This is a genomic window from Hymenobacter sp. 5516J-16 (assembly GCF_022919335.1).
GTDB classification, from domain to species: Bacteria; Bacteroidota; Bacteroidia; order Cytophagales; family Hymenobacteraceae; genus Hymenobacter; species Hymenobacter sublimis.
Map to the genome: position 1 here is coordinate 1,010,001 of NZ_CP095058.1, position 16,360 is coordinate 1,026,360.

A 16,360-nucleotide genomic window follows, 5' to 3' on the forward strand; every position below is an offset into this window, starting at 1 on the left:
CACTAGTGGTATTGCTACCACCCGTTCGACTTGCATGTATTAGGCCTGCCGCTAGCGTTCATCCTGAGCCAGGATCAAACTCTCCATTGTATAACTTACTGCACTAGCCCGAAGACTAGCTGATGTCAAGTGCTGATCCGACTCGTCTTAACGAGCTACCTCGTTTGTTACGCTTCTTGCCTCTAGTACCCGTAGGCAGCCAGAGGCCTTACCAATTTGTCTTTTCCAATCATTCAAAGAACGTGTGCCAGACCCCTGTTGGGTCTAACCGTGTGCCTCTAGAAAGAGGCTAAAGGTGTTAGGCAAGCTAGCTTCCGTTCGAAGCGGGTTGCAAAGGTAACACCCAATTTTTATTTCGCAACCGTTTCGAAAAACTTTTTTTCTCGAAGCGCGCTACTCTCTTTTTCTCGCGCCAGCTTCCGATTGAAGCGGGCTGCAAAGGTACAACTCGTTTTGCTTTTTCCAAGTTCACAGCGGAAAAACTTTTTCTCGTTTTTCGCGGCCTGTTTTCCCAGAACCCAGTTTCTCGTTCGAAAGCGGGGTGCAAAGGTAGCACCAACTAGTTGGCTTTTGCAAGGAAGTCACGAAAGTTTTTTCGTCTTTCGATGCCCGCTTCCGGCTGAATCGGAGTGCAAAGGTAGCACCGGCTACTTCAACTTTGCAAGCCCAGTAGAAAACTTTTTTTCATCCGTTTCCCGCCCGCCGCATCAGTTACTGTCTTCGTACCAAAGCGAGTCGCACCGCGTGTTCGCTCACGCCCTCCCGCGTTCCGGTTTGGGAGTGCAAAAGTGGCGCTTCGAATTTAGTTATCCAAACTCTGCCCACACTTTTTTCATCAAGCCATTATTTACACTCACTAGGTTTTAAATAACTGGCTGATGGTAAATTCTTTAAGTACTTGTTTAAGTTCACCACTCAGAAATATTTTTTTACACCACCTAATCCTGGCAGGATAGAGCATACTCTATAGTGAAGAAAACCGCCTAGAAGGCGGTTTTCTCATGTATAAGAGAGTTAACGAGACCTCACTAGTTAAGGTGTAAGGTACTAACTCGGTCAGGCCCTACGCTAACGATGCTAACTGGCACTGCTAAGCGTTGCTCAAGAAAGCTAACATAGTCTTTTAGCTGCTGGGGCAGTGCTTGGGGGTCGGTGATTGTTTGCAGTTCCGTGCGCCAGCCCGCTATTTTGGTGTAAACTGGAGTCAGGTTCTGCAGATCTCCATGATCTGGAAGTTGATCTGTCTCTTCGCCATTCGGCAAGCGGTAGTGAGTGCACACCTGAATTTCGTCGAATTCATCTAGCACATCGGCTTTCATCAAGTGAATTTCAGTTACACCGTTGAGCATGATGCTGTACCGTAGAGCAGGTAGATCGATCCAGCCACAGCGGCGGGGACGCCCGGTAGTGGCACCAAACTCTCTGCCAGCCGCGCGAATCTGTTCTCCTACTTTATCGTGTAGTTCGGTTGGGAAGGGGCCACTACCTACACGGGTACAATACGCTTTGCTAATTCCATATACCTTGTTAATGTGGCGTGGCGCAATACCCAAGCCTGTGCAAGCACCGGCTACGATGGTACTAGAGGACGTAACAAAAGGGTAAGTGCCAAAGTCAATGTCTAGCATGGAGCCTTGGGCACCTTCCGCCAAGATGCTTTTACCTTGCTTCAGCAGGTCATTCAGCAGGTATTCAGTATCAGCAAGCTGAAGGGTACGCAAGAACTCAACCGCGGAAAAGAAATCGGCCTCGAATTCATCAATTTCGAGGCCGCGGCCGTGGAATTCAGCAAGAGTGGCGTGACGCGCAACAGCTTCTTGGTAGCGTTCCTGAAAATCGGGCAGTAGAATATCTCCCACACGCAGGCCAGTACGACCGATCTTATCCTGATAGGTAGGGCCAATGCCTTTTAAGGTAGAGCCAATTTTGCTACCCCACGCGCCTCCTCGCTGATGCGGTCAAGAGCCCGGTGAGAAGGCAGAATCAGTTGTGCTTTGCGGGACACATAGAGGTTCTGGCTCCAGTTCACGCCCCGGTCCGTGAGCTTTTGAAGCTCCTGGCGAAAGACAACAGGGTCTAGCACTACCCCATTACCCACTACGTTAATAATATGGGGGTGGAAGATGCCTGATGGCACTTGGTGCAGCACGTGCTTAACCCCGTCAAAAGTAAGGGTGTGGCCGGCGTTCGGGCCGCCTTGGAAGCGGGCTACTACGTCGTAAGTAGGGGCGAGTACATCAACAATCTTGCCTTTGCCCTCGTCACCCCACTGCAATCCTACTAGTACATCAACGGGCATTAGCTTACGACTTTCAGTTGTTGAGCGGCCGACTGTTCGTCATCCGCAATAGAAAAAATAGCGTTCAGCTTGGTTAGCGCGAGCATTTTACGCGGATGGTCGGCGGGGTTAATCAGAACCATCTCACCGCCTCGACTGCGGAACTTGGTCAGCAACGATACCAACACGCCAATCCCGGTGCTGTTGATGTAACGAATGCCCGACAAGTCAACGGTGCAGTGGCGCAGTTCGTCGCCGAGGTGCTGGTCGACGCTTTGTAGGAGTTGTTGGGTGTCGGGGCTACCGATTAAGTCGCCGGTTAGGCGCACAAAGAGGATGCCGTCCCGGACGGCGGTTTCAGTTTTCATTCGGCTAGAGAGCGGGCAGCGGCTTTAGCGCGGCAGTCGCCGCACACGCCATAAAGATTCAAAGAGTGGTGCAAGATATGGAAGTTGAGCAACTCCCCTACCATCGTTTGGATGCCGTGGATGCGCGGATCACAGAACTCTACCACTTTATGACACTCCGTGCAGATTACATGGTCGTGCTGACGGTAGCCGTAGCTTTTCTCGTACTGCGCCAGGTTACGGCCAAATTGGTGCTTACTGACCAGCCCGTGCTCAACTAGCAAGTCTAAGGTGTTGTACACGGTAGCGCGGCTAACCTGCAAGCCTTGCTCCTTCATACCCGCATACAGCTCTTCCACATCGAAATGTCCCGTGCGAGAGTAGATTTCTTCCAGAATTGCGTAGCGCTCCGACGTTTTGCGCAGTCCTTTATTTTCGAGGTAGGCAGTGAAAATCTTCTTTACCTCCTCGTACTTTTCCTTGTCCAAATGCTTCTCTGTGACAGACATATTGAGACCTTATATATAAGGAGTGAAAACAGGCGAAATCGAGAGAAGTTTGGCTTCGCTACGGGCATAGGTAGTCAGCCAAAAATGGGTAAAGCCGCACCTATCCGAACTACTTTTGTACCGTTTTATACTTCTCCTTTTTGAGAAAACTTTTTAGAACTCCTTTAGGAATCGAAGCGCTCAACAAGGAGTACTCCATTCACTTTAGAGAGCCGCTGGATTAGTTTGGTTAGGTGGTCGGTATCATTAACGAACACCATAATCTGCCCTTCAAACATGCCATCATTTGAGTCAATAGTGATGGAGCGCATATTTACCTTCAGGCTGTTACTGATGATGCGGGTAACATCGTTGACCAAGCCAACCCGGTCGGAGCCTTTGATCCGAATTCCGGCCAGAAACGCCAGTTCCAACTGCTCCGTCCATTTAGCCCGCACAATGCGGTTGCCATAGTTGGACATCATCTGCACGGCCTTAGGACAGGAGGTGCGGTGAATTACGATGCCTTGATCGGTCTCGAAGCCAAACACATCATCGCCAGGAATGGGATTGCAACAAGGGGCAATAGTATAGTCGAACTTGTCAGTTTGCTCCCCAATAACCAGCATGTTAGCATTGACTCCCCGCACCTTTTGCACCTCGTGGTCGAAGGCTTTAGGCTCTAGCATGGAGGGTAGGCGCGGCGCTTCAATGACAGAATCAAACAGATTCTTCTGAATCTCGCGGCCATCGATCTGCCCAATAGCAATCCGGTAGAAGAACTCCTGGGCATGGCTCGTGTTGAAATGGGCGAGCAGCCGGTTCAGGTTGTCCTGGTTGTATTCAATTCCGAGCAGTTCCAGTCGCTTCTCCACGATAAAGCGGCCATCTTCCGACTTATTGCGTCGGTCGTCGCGGAGCCAATCCTTAATGCGCGTCCGGGCTTTGGAGGTAGTCACGTACTGCAGCCACTCCTCCGTAGGCTTCTGCTTATGCGAGGTCAGAATCTCGACTTGGTCGCCATTGCGCAGTTGGTAGCTGAGTGGCTGGAGCTTCTGGTTTACTTTGGCCCCAAGGCATTGCAAGCCGATGTGGGAGTGAATTTCGAAAGCGAAGTCCAGGGCCGTAGCCTTATCGGGCAGAATAACCAGCTTGCCCTTGGGCGTAAAGGCGTACACCTCCTTCACAAAGAGGTTCTGGCGGAACTCGTCCATGAACTCCAGGGCGCTGGAGTTATTGGTTTCGAGCATTTCGCGCACCTTATTAATCCACGACTCCAGGGTAGACTCCGGCTGGGGCACGCCCGTATCCTTGTATTTCCAGTGCGCCGCGTAGCCTTTCTCGGCAATGTCATCCATGCGGCGGCTGCGAATCTGGACCTCTACCCACTGCCCAGTCCGCGACATGACCGTGGTGTGCAGCGACTCGTAGCCATTGGCTTTAGGCGTGCTCACCCAGTCACGCAGACGGTCGGGGTTAGGCTGGTAGAAGTCCGTCACGATGGAATATACCTGCCAGCAGGCGGCCTTCTCCTGGTCCGGCGGCACGTCCAGAATTACCCGAATGGCGAACAGGTCATACACCTCATCGAAGGTGATGTTCTGCTTGCGCATCTTACGCAAAATAGAATAAATGCTCTTGGGCCTACCCTTCACTTCATAATCAAAGCCCTGAGCTTTCAGCTCCTCATCAATGGGCTGGACGAACTCCTTAATAAAGCGGTTGCGGGCGGCGCGGCTTTGGCGCACCCGGTTTACCAACTCCGTATAAATTTCGGTGTCGGTGTATTTCAGGTACAGATCTTCTAGCTCCGTTTTAATGGCGTAGAGGCCCAAGCGGTGGGCCAGCGGCGCGTAGAGGTAAATCGTTTCGGAAGCAATTTTGAGCTGCTTGTGCCGCGGCATCGAGTCCAGGGTCCGCATGTTGTGCAGACGGTCGGCCAGCTTGATCAGGATGACACGCACATCGTCAGAGAGCGTCAGCAGCATTTTGCGGAAGTTCTCAGCCTGCTCGGAGGTGCCGTATTCGAACACGCCGGAGATTTTGGTCAGCCCGTCCACGATGCGCGCTACCTTCGAGCCAAACTCACGCTCCACGTCGGCTACCTCCCAGGGCGTATCTTCTACTACATCGTGGAGCAGGGCCGCAATAATGCTGGTAGTGCCCAAGCCAATTTCCTCCACCACAATTTGGGCTACGGCCAGCGGGTGCAGTATATACGGCTCGCCGGATTTGCGGCGCATCTCCTTGTGGGCTTCCAAAGAAGTATTGAACGCCTTTTTAATAAGCTTTGCATCGCCCTCATTTAGGTAGGGTTTGGCGGTGCGCAGAAGGCGGCGGTAGTGGCGCAGAATTTCCTGACGCTCTACTTCAGGGTCGATGACGGTGGACATGGTACGCGGGCGACACCCAAGGTGCCGAAATTATAGACTGCTAAGGTACGGCTTGTACGGCAAGCTTAACTTCTCACCTACCGGTTTGCCTCCTACTGGCGAGAAGCTCTAGTAGAACACAGCCGCCGAGGAGTTGGTGCAGAATAAATAAAGAGAGAATTTGCGAGCCTTATTTTCGACAGATTAACGCCTGAGCCGTCTCAAACAAGCTTTGCTACCGCTCACTGAATTACTAGCCCAGCAGTATATTTTACTTTCCGCTCTTGTTTTTACAATTGGCTTTTGTAGTTTTGCGCCCCCGAGGCAGTTGGCCTTGAGACGCGGATGTGGCGAAATTGGTAGACGTGCCAGACTTAGGATCTGGTGCCGCAAGGCGTGTGGGTTCGAGTCCCTCCATCCGCACTTATTTTGGTTTTTCTTTGTAAAAACCGCTTCTAAACCCTCAACCCACCCGTTGGGGGTTTCTTTTTACCCGGGATTTTCCCCGCCTTTGACACCACTAGTAGTACCCTTAACCGACCACTCGTTTTGGACATTACCCTCGACAAGAAAGACGACCAGCTGAATGCCATCCTGACAGTAACCCTCACGGAGGCTGATTACGCTCCTGCCGTGGAGTCGAAGCTGAAAGAATACAGCAAAAAGGCGCAGATCAAAGGGTTCCGCCCGGGCAAGGTGCCGGTAACGCTGGTTCGCAAAATGTACGGCAAAGGCATTCTGGTGGAAGAAATTAACGGCTTGCTGAGTAAGTCCGTGGATGAGTACATTAAGGAAAACAACCTGAAGATTCTGGGTGAGCCCCTACCGGTTCCTTCCGACGTGGACTTCGACAACCAGAAAGATTACTCTTTTCAGTTTGAGCTGGGCCTGTTGCCCGAGTTCGAACTACCAGCTGATCAGTCCGTAGCTGTTGACCGTCACAAAGTTGACCTCGACGAGAATACCCTGAAGGAAACCTACGAGCAGCTGGAGCGCCAGTTCGGAGAAACCTCCGAGCCAGAAACCGCAGAAGCTGGTGACTACATCTCGGGCAAGCTGAAAAAGGCGGGTGAAGAAGGTGAAGGCCGCGTGGTGCTGCTGCCAACCAACAAGCTGAAGAATGACGCTGACAAGTTCGTGGGCGTTAAGGCGGACGACGTGGTTACGTTCGACCTCAAAAACGCTTTCGATGGTGACACGGCTGCTATTTCCAACTTCTCGGGCCTCAGCAAAGAGGAAGTTGAGGGGGTAGAGGGCGAGTACACCCTAACCGTGGGCAAAGTGCAGCGCTCGGTGCCAGCTGAGTTCAACCAGGATTTGTTCGACAAAGTATTCGGCAAGGACATCGTAACGTCGAAAGAGGACTTCGACGAAAAGGTGCGCTCAACGGTGCAGGAGAACTATGACCGGGAGTCTGACAACCTAGTGAACCGCCAGATCATCGATAAGATGCTGGAAAGCACTACCATTGAGATTCCTAAGGAGTTCTTCAAGAAGTGGTTGCTGCGCGCCAACGAAGGCAAGCTGACGCCGGAGCAGATTGAGGAGCACTACGAAGACTACGAGAAGGAGCTAAAATGGTCCCTGATCCGCAACAAGGTAGTAGAAGCGCAGGAGCTGAAAGTATCGAACGAGGAAATCGTGAACCGCACGATGCAGAAGATTCTGGGCCAATTCAACATGGAAATGACCCCGGAGTTGGAAGAGTCGGTGCGCGGCTTTGCTGACAATTTCCTTCGTCAGGAGAACGGCAAGAACTACGTGAACGAGTACGAAGCCATTCTGGCAGAGAAAGTGCTGGAAAACCTGCGCGGCAAAGTTGTTGTTAATGACAACCCGATTACGGCTGAGGACTTCCGCAATCAAAATGCTGGCTAAACGCTAACATTTTTGGTTTTAGACCAACAAAAAAGCCCTTACTTGTCGTATGGGCTTTTTTGTTGCCCTTGCGGTTTCGTTTGCCACCTTACTACTTCTCCTAATTTTCTGACATGCTGAATAAAGAAGAGTTCCGCAAGTTTGCCGTGAAAGGCCAGGGCCTGAGCGGCCTGGGCGTTGACCAATACATCCAGCACGTGGAGGGCCAGACCCGCAACGGCCTGATCATGCCTACGGGCATGACCCGCTCGGTAATTGAGGAGCGCCCCACGCGCTTCGCCGAGATTGACGTGTTTTCGCGCCTGATCATGGACCGGATTGTGTTCCTGGGCACGGCCGTGGACGATTACATTGCCAACATCCTGACGGCACAGATGCTGTTCCTGGAGTCGGTGGATGCCAAGAAGGACATCTTGCTCTACATCAACTCGCCCGGCGGCTCGGTGTACGCAGGTCTGGGCATCTACGACACGATGCAGTACGTAAACCCCGACGTGGCCACCATCTGCACCGGTTTGGCTGCTTCTATGGGTGCAGTGCTGCTCGCTGGCGGCGCCAAAGACAAGCGCTCGGCCCTACCCCACGCCCGCGTGATGATTCACCAGCCTTCGGGTGGCGCGCAAGGCCAGTCATCGGACATCGAAATTACGGCCCGCGAAATCCTCAAGCTCAAGAAGGAGCTGTACGACATTCTGGCCGAGCACACGGGCAAAACCTACCAGGAAATCCACGACAACTCAGACCGCGACTACTGGATGCGAGCCGATGAGGCCAAAGAGTACGGCCTAATTGACGAGGTGCTGGAGAAAAAGAAAGCATAATTCAGGTTATTCCGGCCCTCGTAAGGAATCTGAGTTAGCATCTTGTGTATAAGCTAGATTCCTCGTCTCGCTTGGAATGATAAAAACAAAAAGCCCGCCTTGGTGGGCTTTTTGTTTTTAGTAGAGGTAAAGCCCAACGGCACTTTTTTAACGGCGCGGGGCGTTGGCCTTTTCGTACCTTTGAGCTAGGTTAGCGAAAGTTACCTATCCTCCCCTATCCTGAGAGTTTCCCTGACAATGGCAGATATCACGTGCTCCTTCTGCGGTAAGAGCAAAAAAGACGTCTCGGTCATGATTTCCGGCATCAACGCGCACATTTGCGAGCGATGCGTAGGTCAGGCCCAGCAAATCCTAAACGAGGAGAATAAGATTCGGGCCAACTCCAAGACCCCGAAGTTCAACCTCGTGAAGCCCCGCGAGATGAAGGAGTACCTCGACCAATATGTAGTCGGTCAGGACGAGGCAAAAAAGGTAATGTCAGTGGCGGTATATAACCACTACAAGCGCCTGATGCAGAAGCCCCAGAAGGATGACGTCCTGATTGAAAAGTCGAACATCATCATGGTAGGCGAGACGGGAACGGGCAAAACCTTCCTGACCAAGATGCTGGCCAACATTCTGCAGGTGCCCTTCTGCATTGCCGATGCGACCGTACTGACGGAAGCCGGCTACGTGGGCGAGGACGTAGAAAGCATCCTGACCCGCCTGCTACAAGCCGCCGACTACAACGTGGAAGCCGCTGAGCGCGGCATCGTGTACATCGACGAAATTGACAAGATTGCCCGCAAGAGCGACAACCCTAGCATTACGCGCGACGTGAGCGGCGAAGGCGTGCAGCAGGCCATGCTAAAGCTGCTGGAAGGCACCACGGTGAACGTGCCCCCGCACGGCGGCCGCAAGCACCCCGAGCAGAAGATGATTACAGTGAACACCGAAAACATCCTCTTCATCTGCGGCGGGGCCTTCGTGGGCATTGAGCGCATCATCAAGAACCGCCTCAACACCAAGCCTATTGGCTTTGCCAAAACGCAGCTGGAAGAAAAGGTAGATACCCAGAATTTCCTACGCTACGTGACTGCTCAGGATCTAAAGCAGTTCGGCCTCATCCCCGAGCTCATCGGCCGCCTACCTGTCCTGACCCACCTGAACCCGCTGGACCACGCTACCCTGCGCAAAATCCTGACGGAGCCCAAGAATTCCATCGTGAAGCAGTACCAGCGCTTGTTCGATATGGAAAACATTCAGCTGAGCTTCTCGGAAAGTGCCTTAGAGTACATTGTGGTGAAGGCCGACGAGTACCGCCTTGGTGCCCGCGGCCTGCGTAGCATCTGCGAAGCCATCATGACCGATGCCATGTTCGATATGCCTTCGGAAGAGGGCGTAAAGGAGCTGGTAATTGACGAGGAATATGCCCGGAGTAAGTTCGAGCAAACCGCGCTAAAGCAGCTGCGGGCGGCGTAGATAGGTTAGGCTGCTAAAAGTGAGGGCCCAACAGATTCATCTGTTGGGCCCCTCACTTTTAGTAGCAATGCCGCTCCTCTACATAACAATGAAGATGTTACTGAAATGATACAGACATCTTAAGTTTGCCCTGCCAGCAGCAATCAAACGGGCGTTACTTTTTTTAAATACCCCACCATCAGCTTAGCGGCCTTCTCGGCTGATTTTTGCTGGCCTAGCTTTTCGCGGATTTCGGCGTAACCGGCTTTTTGCTGAGCAATGAAATCTTCGTCGGCGGTAACTTTCTTGAGTTCCGTGACGAGGTTGCGGGCATTGAACTCGCTCTGGATCAGCTCTTTTACTACCTCCTTGCCGGCAATCAGGTTAACCAAGGAAATGTAGGGCACCTTGATAACGGCCTTGCTGATGGTGTACGACACGGCGCTGGTGCGGTAGCATACTACCTGGGGCACATCAAACAAGGCCGTTTCGAGGGTAGCGGTGCCGCTCGTGACGAGAGCCGCCGTGGCGTGAGCCAGCAGGTCGTAGGTCTGGTCGAAGAGGATGCGGACGTTGTTGCGCTCAAAGTGAGCGTAGTAATTCCGGTCGAGGTTGTCGACGCCGGCCACAATGAACTGGTAGTCGAGGAAGGGCGGCAGGATGGCCACCATCTCGTAGAGCATTTCCTCAATTTCTTGCTTGCGGGAACCGGGTAGTACCGCAATAATGGGCCGCAGGGGTCGAGGTTGTTCCGGTCGTAGAAGTCGTCAGACTTGCGGTGCTCCGCTACGGCGTCGGCGGTGGGGTTACCGATGTAGTCTACCTTATAATCGAAGCGCTGGTAGAATTCCTCCTCGAAGGGCAAGATGACGAACATTTTATCGACCAGCGCCTTCACTTTATACACACGGCCCTGGTTCCAAGCCCAGATTTTAGGCGAAATGTAGTAGAATACCTTCAGCCCATTGGCCTTAGCGAACTTGGCAATCCGCATGTTGAAGCCGGCGTAGTCCACCAGAATTACAACGTCCGGCTTGTAGGCCTGCAAGTCGCGCTGACATTCCTTGAGGTAGCCCCGAAACTTAAGGATGCTAGTAGCCGCTTCCCAGAAGCCCATGATGGCCATTTCCTGGTAGTGGTGTACCAACTCGCCACCGGCCGCCTGCATCATGTCGCCGCCCCAGCAGCGGAACTCGGCGGTGGGGTCCTGGTGGCGCAGCTCGCGCATGAGGTTGGCGGCGTGAAAGTCGCCGGACCGCTCGCCAGCTATCAGGTAGTATCTCATTCAATTAAAAATTAAAAATTAAAAATTAAAAAATCAGTTAAAAACAGCTTGCCCTGATTTTAGCAGGCGCCATTTTTAATTTTTCATTCTCAATTTTTAATTGATTTATTCCCCGAAGTATTCCACAAAGTTGCGCGGGGTTTCGAAGAGCTTGATGCTGTGCAGACGGGCCGGGGAAATCCGCTCGATTTCAGGCTGCAGAATTTTCCAGAAAGCCATTACCAGATTTTCAGTGCTGGCTAGCTGTCCGTGCATGAAGGGCACGTCGAGGTTCAGGTTTTTGTGGTCGACCTGGTCCACGACGTGGGTGCGAATAACCGTGCTGAGCTGCTTAAGGTCGATGACGAAGCCAGTTTCGGGGTCGGGCTTGCCTTTGACGGTCACGACGAGGTCGTAGTTATGGCCGTGCCAGTTGGCGTTGGCGCAGGGGCCGAAGACTTCACGGTTGCGCTCATCGCTCCACTGCGGGTTGTAGAGCTTGTGGGCCGCGTTGAAGTGTTCCTGTCGGCTGATGTAAACCATTGATTGGGGTCTTAGGATCTGGGGTCTCGGGGTCTTGGATTTTGGCAGGTGAATTTTAATATCAACCAAGACCCTAAGTCCCCAAGCCCTAAGACCCTTGTTTTCGCAGCAAATATACGAAGAACGGTACGCCGAACAGGGCCGTGACCAAGCCTACGGGTAGCCCAGCCGGTGGATAGAGCAGGCGGGCCAGTAGGTCGCAGAGTAGCAGGAAATTGCCGCCCAGTAGGGCACAAACCAGTATGTTGCCTCGCCCTACGGTGCCTAACAGCCACCGGGTACTGTGCGGAATTACCAGGCCCACAAAGCCAATAGGCCCGACCAGCGCCACTACGCACCCTGTAAGTCCCGAGGCAATAAGCAGTAAGAACCAGCGGGTGCGCGCCACGGGTAGCCCCAGGGCCGTAGCCCGCTCCTCCCTAGTAGCAACAAGTTTAGGTTGTTGTGCAGCAGGGCCAGGGCCCCCAGCCCCAACAGTAGGGCCGCCGCCGGATACGGCAGAATGGCCCAACTGGCCTTATCGAAGCCGCCCAGGGCCCAGAACGTGATAGTACGCAGCTTCTCCTCCGTAGCAGCCAGAAAGGTAAGCAGGCCGCCTAGAGAGGTAGTCAGGGAACCCACCGCAACTCCGGCCAGCAGCAACTGGGTAGGGATGATACGCCCCCGCCGGCTGCCAATAACAACGACAACGAGGGTAGTGCCCAGCGCACCAGCCAGCGCTGCCAGCGGGGCAGATATACGCCTGCCAAAGTAAGCGTAGGCACGAAAGTAAACATCAGGCTAGCCCGAGTGCTCCTCCCGAAGCCGTGCCCAGCAGATAAGGATCGGCTAGGGAGTTGTTTACCATGGCCTGCATGATGTAGCCACTGACGGCCAGCCCAGCCCGGCGAGCAGGGCCAGCAGCAGCCGCGGCAACCGCAGCTCCATGAGCACCAGCTGGGCCGGGTCGCGGGGGTCGTAGTGCAACAGGGCGCGGCGGATCAGGTCGTAGTCGGTTTCGTAGCTGCCCACCCGTAGGCCCACGGCCAATAGCCCCACCGTGAGCAGCAGGCAGGCCAAAATCCAGGGCAGGGCGGGACGGGGCATAAGGAAAGAAGCGACTGGCTACGAACCCGAAACTACCTGTTTTAACTCCCGCACTCCCTCCACTACCCGCGGGGTAGGGCGCGACATCAGGTCGTCGGTGACGCGGTAGATGCGGCGGGTTTGGTAAGCTCGGATGCGTTTCAGCTCCGGATACAACCGGAAAAAGGTGCTGTCCATTTTGCCGAAAGTACCCCGATGATAATATCCGGGTTGAGTTTGAGCACGTACTCGCGGGTTAGCGCCGGGTAGGGTTGGGCAAATTTCTCTTGCACTGCATTCTGGCCGCCGGCTATGGCTATTTTATCGGTAAACAGCGTGTTCTGACCGTACACATAAATTGGGTCCGACCAGGTAATGGCCAGTACCCGGGGGCCGAGGGGCAGTCGGGCCAGGAGTCAGACGCACCAACTCCGTGCGCAGCGAGTCGGTGAGGCGGCGCGCCTGGGGCTGGCGGCCCAGGATGCGGCCCAGGTCGTTGAGGCCCCGAAAAATGTCTTCTACGCTGGTATAATGCTGGTAATACACCGGAATACCTAGCTCCTGCAGGCGTTGAGCATCGGCTTGGGAGGTAATGCCGTCGGTCGTGAATACCACATCGGGCCGGAGGGCTACCAGCCGCTCCAAATCCAGCGGGTAACTGTTAATGACGGGTTTACGCAGGGCGGCCGCGGGTAGTCGCACACCTGGGTGCGGGCTACGATGGTAGCGGTGTCGGCTACCGCGTAGAGCATTTCCGTCATGGAAGCGGCTAAGGCCATGATGCGGCGGGGCTGAGCCGGCACCACTACGGCGCGGCCCAGGTCGTCGCGCAGCTGTTGGGCCGGAGCGGCAGCTTCTGAGGCAGGGGCTTTATCGGGCTGGCAGGCGGCTGCAAGTAGCAGGAGCAGCGGCAGAAATGGCCGCGGCGAAGCGGCTAGACGGGGCGAGCAGAGCATGGCGCAAAGGTAGCGCAAGGTTTCGCGGGTTCGGCTTTGTTGCCGCAGGAGCCGTATCCAAAGCCAGTTGGCAGCTACAACCAGCCCCGCCGCGTTGAAGTTAGTTACCTGCCACCGGCAGCCGCACTACGGCGCTTCCATTGCATCTCACTACTTTTGAGCTAAATCTCTGCCTTATGATTGTTGTTACCGGAGCCGCCGGCTTTATTGCCAGCTGTCTTGTTACCCGCCTCAACGCCGCCAACTTTAACGATATCGTGGTGGTCGATAATTTCACCTCCGAGCGCAAGCTGGCCAACCTGACCGGCAAGCACCTGCGCGAGTACGTAGACCGGGAGGAGTTTTTTGAGTGGCTGGAAACTCACCACCAGCAGGTAGAATTCATCTTCCACCTGGGGGCCCGCACCGATACCACTGAGCAAAACCGCGACGTGCTCAACGTGCTTAACCTGGAGTACTCCAAGCAAATGTGGCTGGCCTGCTGCCAGTATCAACTGCCGCTGGTGTACGCTTCCTCGGCCGCTACCTACGGCTCGGGCACTTTGGGCTACTCCGATGACGACGCCCTGCTACCCCTGCTGCGGCCGCTTAACCCCTACGGCGACTCCAAGAACGATTTCGACAACTGGGCCGTGCAACAGCCGGCCAAGCCCTTCTTCTGGGCCGGGCTGAAGTTTTTTAACGTGTACGGGCCCAACGAATACCACAAGGGCCGCATGGCGTCGGTCATTCTGCACGCCTTCCGCCAGATTCAGGACACAGGGTCCATGACCCTGTTTCGCTCCCACAACCCGGAGTACGCCGACGGGGAGCAGCAGCGCGACTTTGTGTACGTGAAGGACGTGGTGGAAGTGTGCTTTTTTCTGCTGCAGAACCGCCGCAACTCCGGCATCTACAACCTGGGCACCGGCGAGGCGCGCACTTTCCTCGACCTGACCTTGAGCACTTTCGCGGCCCTGGACCGTACCGCCGACATCCGCTTCCGCGACACACCCGAGGACATCCGCGACACCTACCAGTATTTCACCCAGGCCGACATGAGCAAGCTGCGCGGCATTGGCTACGACCGGCCCTTCACCCGCCTGGAAGATGGCATTTCGGATTACGTGCGCAATTACCTGGTTCCGGGCCAGTATTACTAGCTGAAGCATTGGCTTGCTCCTGCCACTCTGGGAGCAGCGGGCCAATTTTATACACAAGGTCTCAGCAGCCTTTCTTACGCCATGCTCCTACTCTTGGGGCATGGCGTATACTTTGAGTGTAAGCTGCTTACCACTTGAGTCGGCGTAGGAAATGATAATATGCCGAGGTTTATATAGTAAAAATTAATTTTAATATCATTTTTTCCAGAGTAACTTCCGGCCCCCAGTTCATCTTACTCTCGCAGGCCGGTGCAACGAAAAAGCATAACTATTGTAGGCGGCGGCTTTTCCGGCTCCATGCTGGCGCTTCAATTAGCCCGGTTGTCTAATCAGGAGCTTTTTGCCTGTGACGTTCACTTGGTGGAGCCGCGCCCCGTGCCGGGTCCGGGGCTGGCGTACACGGCCCACCGGCCGGAGTACCTGCTGAATGTGCGCAGCGAATATCTGAGTGCTTTCCCGGAGCAGCCCGACCACTTTGTAAACTGGCTCCGCGTTACTCATTCTGAGCCCTGCCACTTTTCCTTTTGCTCCCGCCAAAACTACGGGCGCTACTTGCAGCAGCTAATCAGCCAGGTGCTAGAATGGCCCTCCAGTAACGGGATTCGCTGCCAGTGGCACAACCAAGCTGCCAAGGAAATCCGGGTGCTGCCAGATGGCCGCTCGGCCGTGGTGAAGCTCAGCAACGGCACCGAAATTCACAGCGACTACGTGGTGCTGGCCCTGGGCAACTTTCCGCCTTTGCCCCCTGCCCGCCACGACCTTCGCTACCTAAACCACCCTACTTACCACGGCAACCCTTGGGCCCGGGGGCCCTGCGTAGCATAGGCCTTGACGAAACGGTACTGCTGATTGGCACGGGCTTAACGGCCATTGATGTGCTGCTGGGCCTGCGGGCCGATGGGCACCGGGGCCAGATAACGGTAGTGTCGGGCCACGGCCGCTGGCCCGCAACGCATGCCGAGCAGGAGGCTACATACCCGAGCTTTTACGCAACAGAACTGGCCGGCCTCTCCCGCGTAGCCGATGTGCTCTGGGTGATACGGCGGCACGTGCAGCGGGCCCAGCAGCAGGGCATTAGCTGGCAGGCTGTTATTGATTCACTACGCCCAGATTTAGGCCGTATTTGGGCGGCGTGGCCCCGGCCGGAGCAGGCTCGTTTCCTGCGGCATGTGGCAGGCATATGGTCAGTGGTGCGCCACCGCAGCCCGCCCCAAAATGCCGCGGCCGTGCAGGAAATGCTGGACTCTGGGCTGGTGCGGCTGGAGCGGGGCCGGGTGCAGGCCATTGAGCCCGCCGCCGATGGATTGGCCGTAACCGTGCGCAAGGCCCAGCAGCCAACTCGCCAGCTAGTAGCTCAGCACGTTATTACCTGCACGGGCCCCCTACTCGACTACCGCCGCGTACAGGATGCCGTGGTAGCAGGCCTGCGCACCGAGGGCCACTTGGTGCCGGATGAGCTTGGCTTAGGAATTCAAACCGATGCGCACGGCGCCTTGCTCACGGCGCAAGGAGACGCCTCTGCGGTTCTGTTCACTCTTGGCCCAAGCCGCCGCCCTGTTTCGTTTGAGTCGACGGCCGTACCGGAGCTGCGCAAGCAAGCCGTAGCGCTGGCCCAAGAGCTAGGCCGGCGGCTGCTACCCAACACCGAGATACGCTAGTGTCTGGGTCAGCACTTGCCCGAGTAGCCACTGGCAGTGTTACGCTGAACAAAACAAGGCCACTCCTAGGCAGGAGTGGCCTTGTTTTGTTCAGCGTAACACTGCCAG

General features: G+C 55.0%; 15 protein-coding genes, 1 tRNA gene, 1 rRNA gene and 3 pseudogenes (1 of these 20 running past the window's edge). 7 read left to right on the forward strand and 13 right to left on the reverse strand.

Features of this window, described 5'->3' with window-relative positions; translation table 11 throughout:
* The 5 genes and pseudogenes from MUN84_RS04980 to MUN84_RS05000 form a co-directional block, all read right to left on the reverse strand.
* Positions 1 to 90, reverse strand: a 16S ribosomal RNA gene (locus MUN84_RS04980) (it extends 1,424 nt beyond the left edge of the window).
* Positions 91 to 1,028: 938 nt separating this feature from the next.
* Positions 1,029 to 2,299 (reverse strand): annotated as a pseudogene (locus tag MUN84_RS04985) (adenylosuccinate synthase).
* Positions 2,299 to 2,646 (reverse strand): STAS domain-containing protein, encoded by a 348-nt coding sequence (locus MUN84_RS04990; protein WP_188559271.1) that lies wholly within the window; start codon positions 2,644 to 2,646, stop codon positions 2,299 to 2,301. Before MUN84_RS04990 ends, MUN84_RS04985 begins: the two are co-directional and overlap by 1 nt.
* Positions 2,643 to 3,134, reverse strand: coding sequence for a Fur family transcriptional regulator (locus tag MUN84_RS04995; protein ID WP_188559270.1), 492 nt, complete (start codon positions 3,132 to 3,134; stop codon positions 2,643 to 2,645). Before MUN84_RS04995 ends, MUN84_RS04990 begins: the two co-directional genes overlap by 4 nt.
* A gap of 164 nt (positions 3,135 to 3,298) precedes the next feature.
* Complete coding sequence (locus MUN84_RS05000; RefSeq protein WP_244696904.1) at positions 3,299 to 5,506, reverse strand: RelA/SpoT family protein; 2,208 nt, start codon at positions 5,504 to 5,506, stop codon at positions 3,299 to 3,301.
* Between the two features lie 320 nt (positions 5,507 to 5,826).
* On the opposite strand from MUN84_RS05000, the gene MUN84_RS05005 reads away from it, so the two are divergent.
* The 4 genes from MUN84_RS05005 (at position 5,827) to clpX (ending at position 9,645) form a co-directional block, all read left to right on the forward strand.
* Positions 5,827 to 5,908: transfer RNA gene (locus MUN84_RS05005), tRNA-Leu, on the forward strand.
* Between the two features lie 126 nt (positions 5,909 to 6,034).
* Positions 6,035 to 7,363 (forward strand): trigger factor, encoded by a 1,329-nt coding sequence (gene tig / locus MUN84_RS05010; RefSeq protein WP_244696905.1) that lies wholly within the window; start codon positions 6,035 to 6,037, stop codon positions 7,361 to 7,363.
* A gap of 113 nt (positions 7,364 to 7,476) precedes the next feature.
* Positions 7,477 to 8,184, forward strand: coding sequence for a ClpP family protease (locus tag MUN84_RS05015; RefSeq protein ID WP_135531719.1), 708 nt, complete (start codon positions 7,477 to 7,479; stop codon positions 8,182 to 8,184).
* A gap of 237 nt (positions 8,185 to 8,421) precedes the next feature.
* Positions 8,422 to 9,645, forward strand: coding sequence for an ATP-dependent Clp protease ATP-binding subunit ClpX (gene clpX / locus MUN84_RS05020; RefSeq protein WP_244696906.1), 1,224 nt, complete (start codon positions 8,422 to 8,424; stop codon positions 9,643 to 9,645).
* A 143-nt stretch (positions 9,646 to 9,788) separates the two neighbouring features.
* Here clpX and lpxB read toward each other — a convergent pair.
* From lpxB to MUN84_RS05060, 8 genes and pseudogenes are all read right to left on the reverse strand, one after another.
* A pseudogene (lpxB, locus tag MUN84_RS05025) lies at positions 9,789 to 10,909 on the reverse strand (lipid-A-disaccharide synthase).
* 105 nt (positions 10,910 to 11,014) lie between these two features.
* Positions 11,015 to 11,431, reverse strand: a complete 417-nt coding sequence (locus tag MUN84_RS05030; RefSeq protein WP_244696907.1) for a 6-pyruvoyl trahydropterin synthase family protein — start codon at positions 11,429 to 11,431, stop codon at positions 11,015 to 11,017.
* Between the two features lie 88 nt (positions 11,432 to 11,519).
* A pseudogene (locus MUN84_RS24435) lies at positions 11,520 to 12,169 on the reverse strand (FecCD family ABC transporter permease).
* A 37-nt stretch (positions 12,170 to 12,206) separates the two neighbouring features.
* A complete protein-coding gene (locus tag MUN84_RS22855; RefSeq protein WP_317239196.1) occupies positions 12,207 to 12,287 on the reverse strand; it encodes a hypothetical protein in 81 nt (26 codons plus the stop codon).
* Positions 12,272 to 12,517, reverse strand: a complete 246-nt coding sequence (locus tag MUN84_RS05045) for a hypothetical protein (protein WP_244696909.1) — start codon at positions 12,515 to 12,517, stop codon at positions 12,272 to 12,274. The genes MUN84_RS22855 and MUN84_RS05045 overlap by 16 nt, the downstream gene beginning before the upstream one ends.
* A gap of 18 nt (positions 12,518 to 12,535) precedes the next feature.
* On the reverse strand, positions 12,536 to 12,694 hold the full coding sequence (locus MUN84_RS05050) for a hypothetical protein (protein ID WP_244696910.1): 159 nt from the start codon (positions 12,692 to 12,694) through the stop codon (positions 12,536 to 12,538).
* Between the two features lie 123 nt (positions 12,695 to 12,817).
* Positions 12,818 to 13,198, reverse strand: a complete 381-nt coding sequence (locus MUN84_RS05055; RefSeq protein ID WP_244696911.1) for an ABC transporter substrate-binding protein — start codon at positions 13,196 to 13,198, stop codon at positions 12,818 to 12,820.
* Complete coding sequence (locus tag MUN84_RS05060; RefSeq protein WP_244696912.1) at positions 13,126 to 13,452, reverse strand: hypothetical protein; 327 nt, start codon at positions 13,450 to 13,452, stop codon at positions 13,126 to 13,128. The genes MUN84_RS05055 and MUN84_RS05060 overlap by 73 nt, the downstream gene beginning before the upstream one ends.
* A gap of 176 nt (positions 13,453 to 13,628) precedes the next feature.
* On the opposite strand from MUN84_RS05060, the gene rfaD reads away from it, so the two are divergent.
* The 3 genes from rfaD to MUN84_RS05075 all read left to right on the forward strand — a co-directional run bounded on the left by rfaD (position 13,629) and on the right by MUN84_RS05075 (position 16,252).
* Positions 13,629 to 14,594: an ADP-glyceromanno-heptose 6-epimerase gene (gene rfaD / locus MUN84_RS05065; RefSeq protein WP_244696913.1), complete on the forward strand. Its 966-nt coding sequence runs from the start codon at positions 13,629 to 13,631 to the stop codon at positions 14,592 to 14,594.
* A 249-nt stretch (positions 14,595 to 14,843) separates the two neighbouring features.
* The gene (locus MUN84_RS05070) at positions 14,844 to 15,419 is read left to right on the forward strand and encodes an FAD/NAD(P)-binding protein (RefSeq protein WP_244696914.1); all 576 of its coding nucleotides are present in this window, start codon (positions 14,844 to 14,846) and stop codon (positions 15,417 to 15,419) included.
* Positions 15,392 to 16,252: an FAD/NAD(P)-binding protein gene (locus tag MUN84_RS05075; protein WP_244696915.1), complete on the forward strand. Its 861-nt coding sequence runs from the start codon at positions 15,392 to 15,394 to the stop codon at positions 16,250 to 16,252. Before MUN84_RS05070 ends, MUN84_RS05075 begins: the two co-directional genes overlap by 28 nt.
* The last annotated feature ends 108 nt before the right edge of the window (positions 16,253 to 16,360 follow it).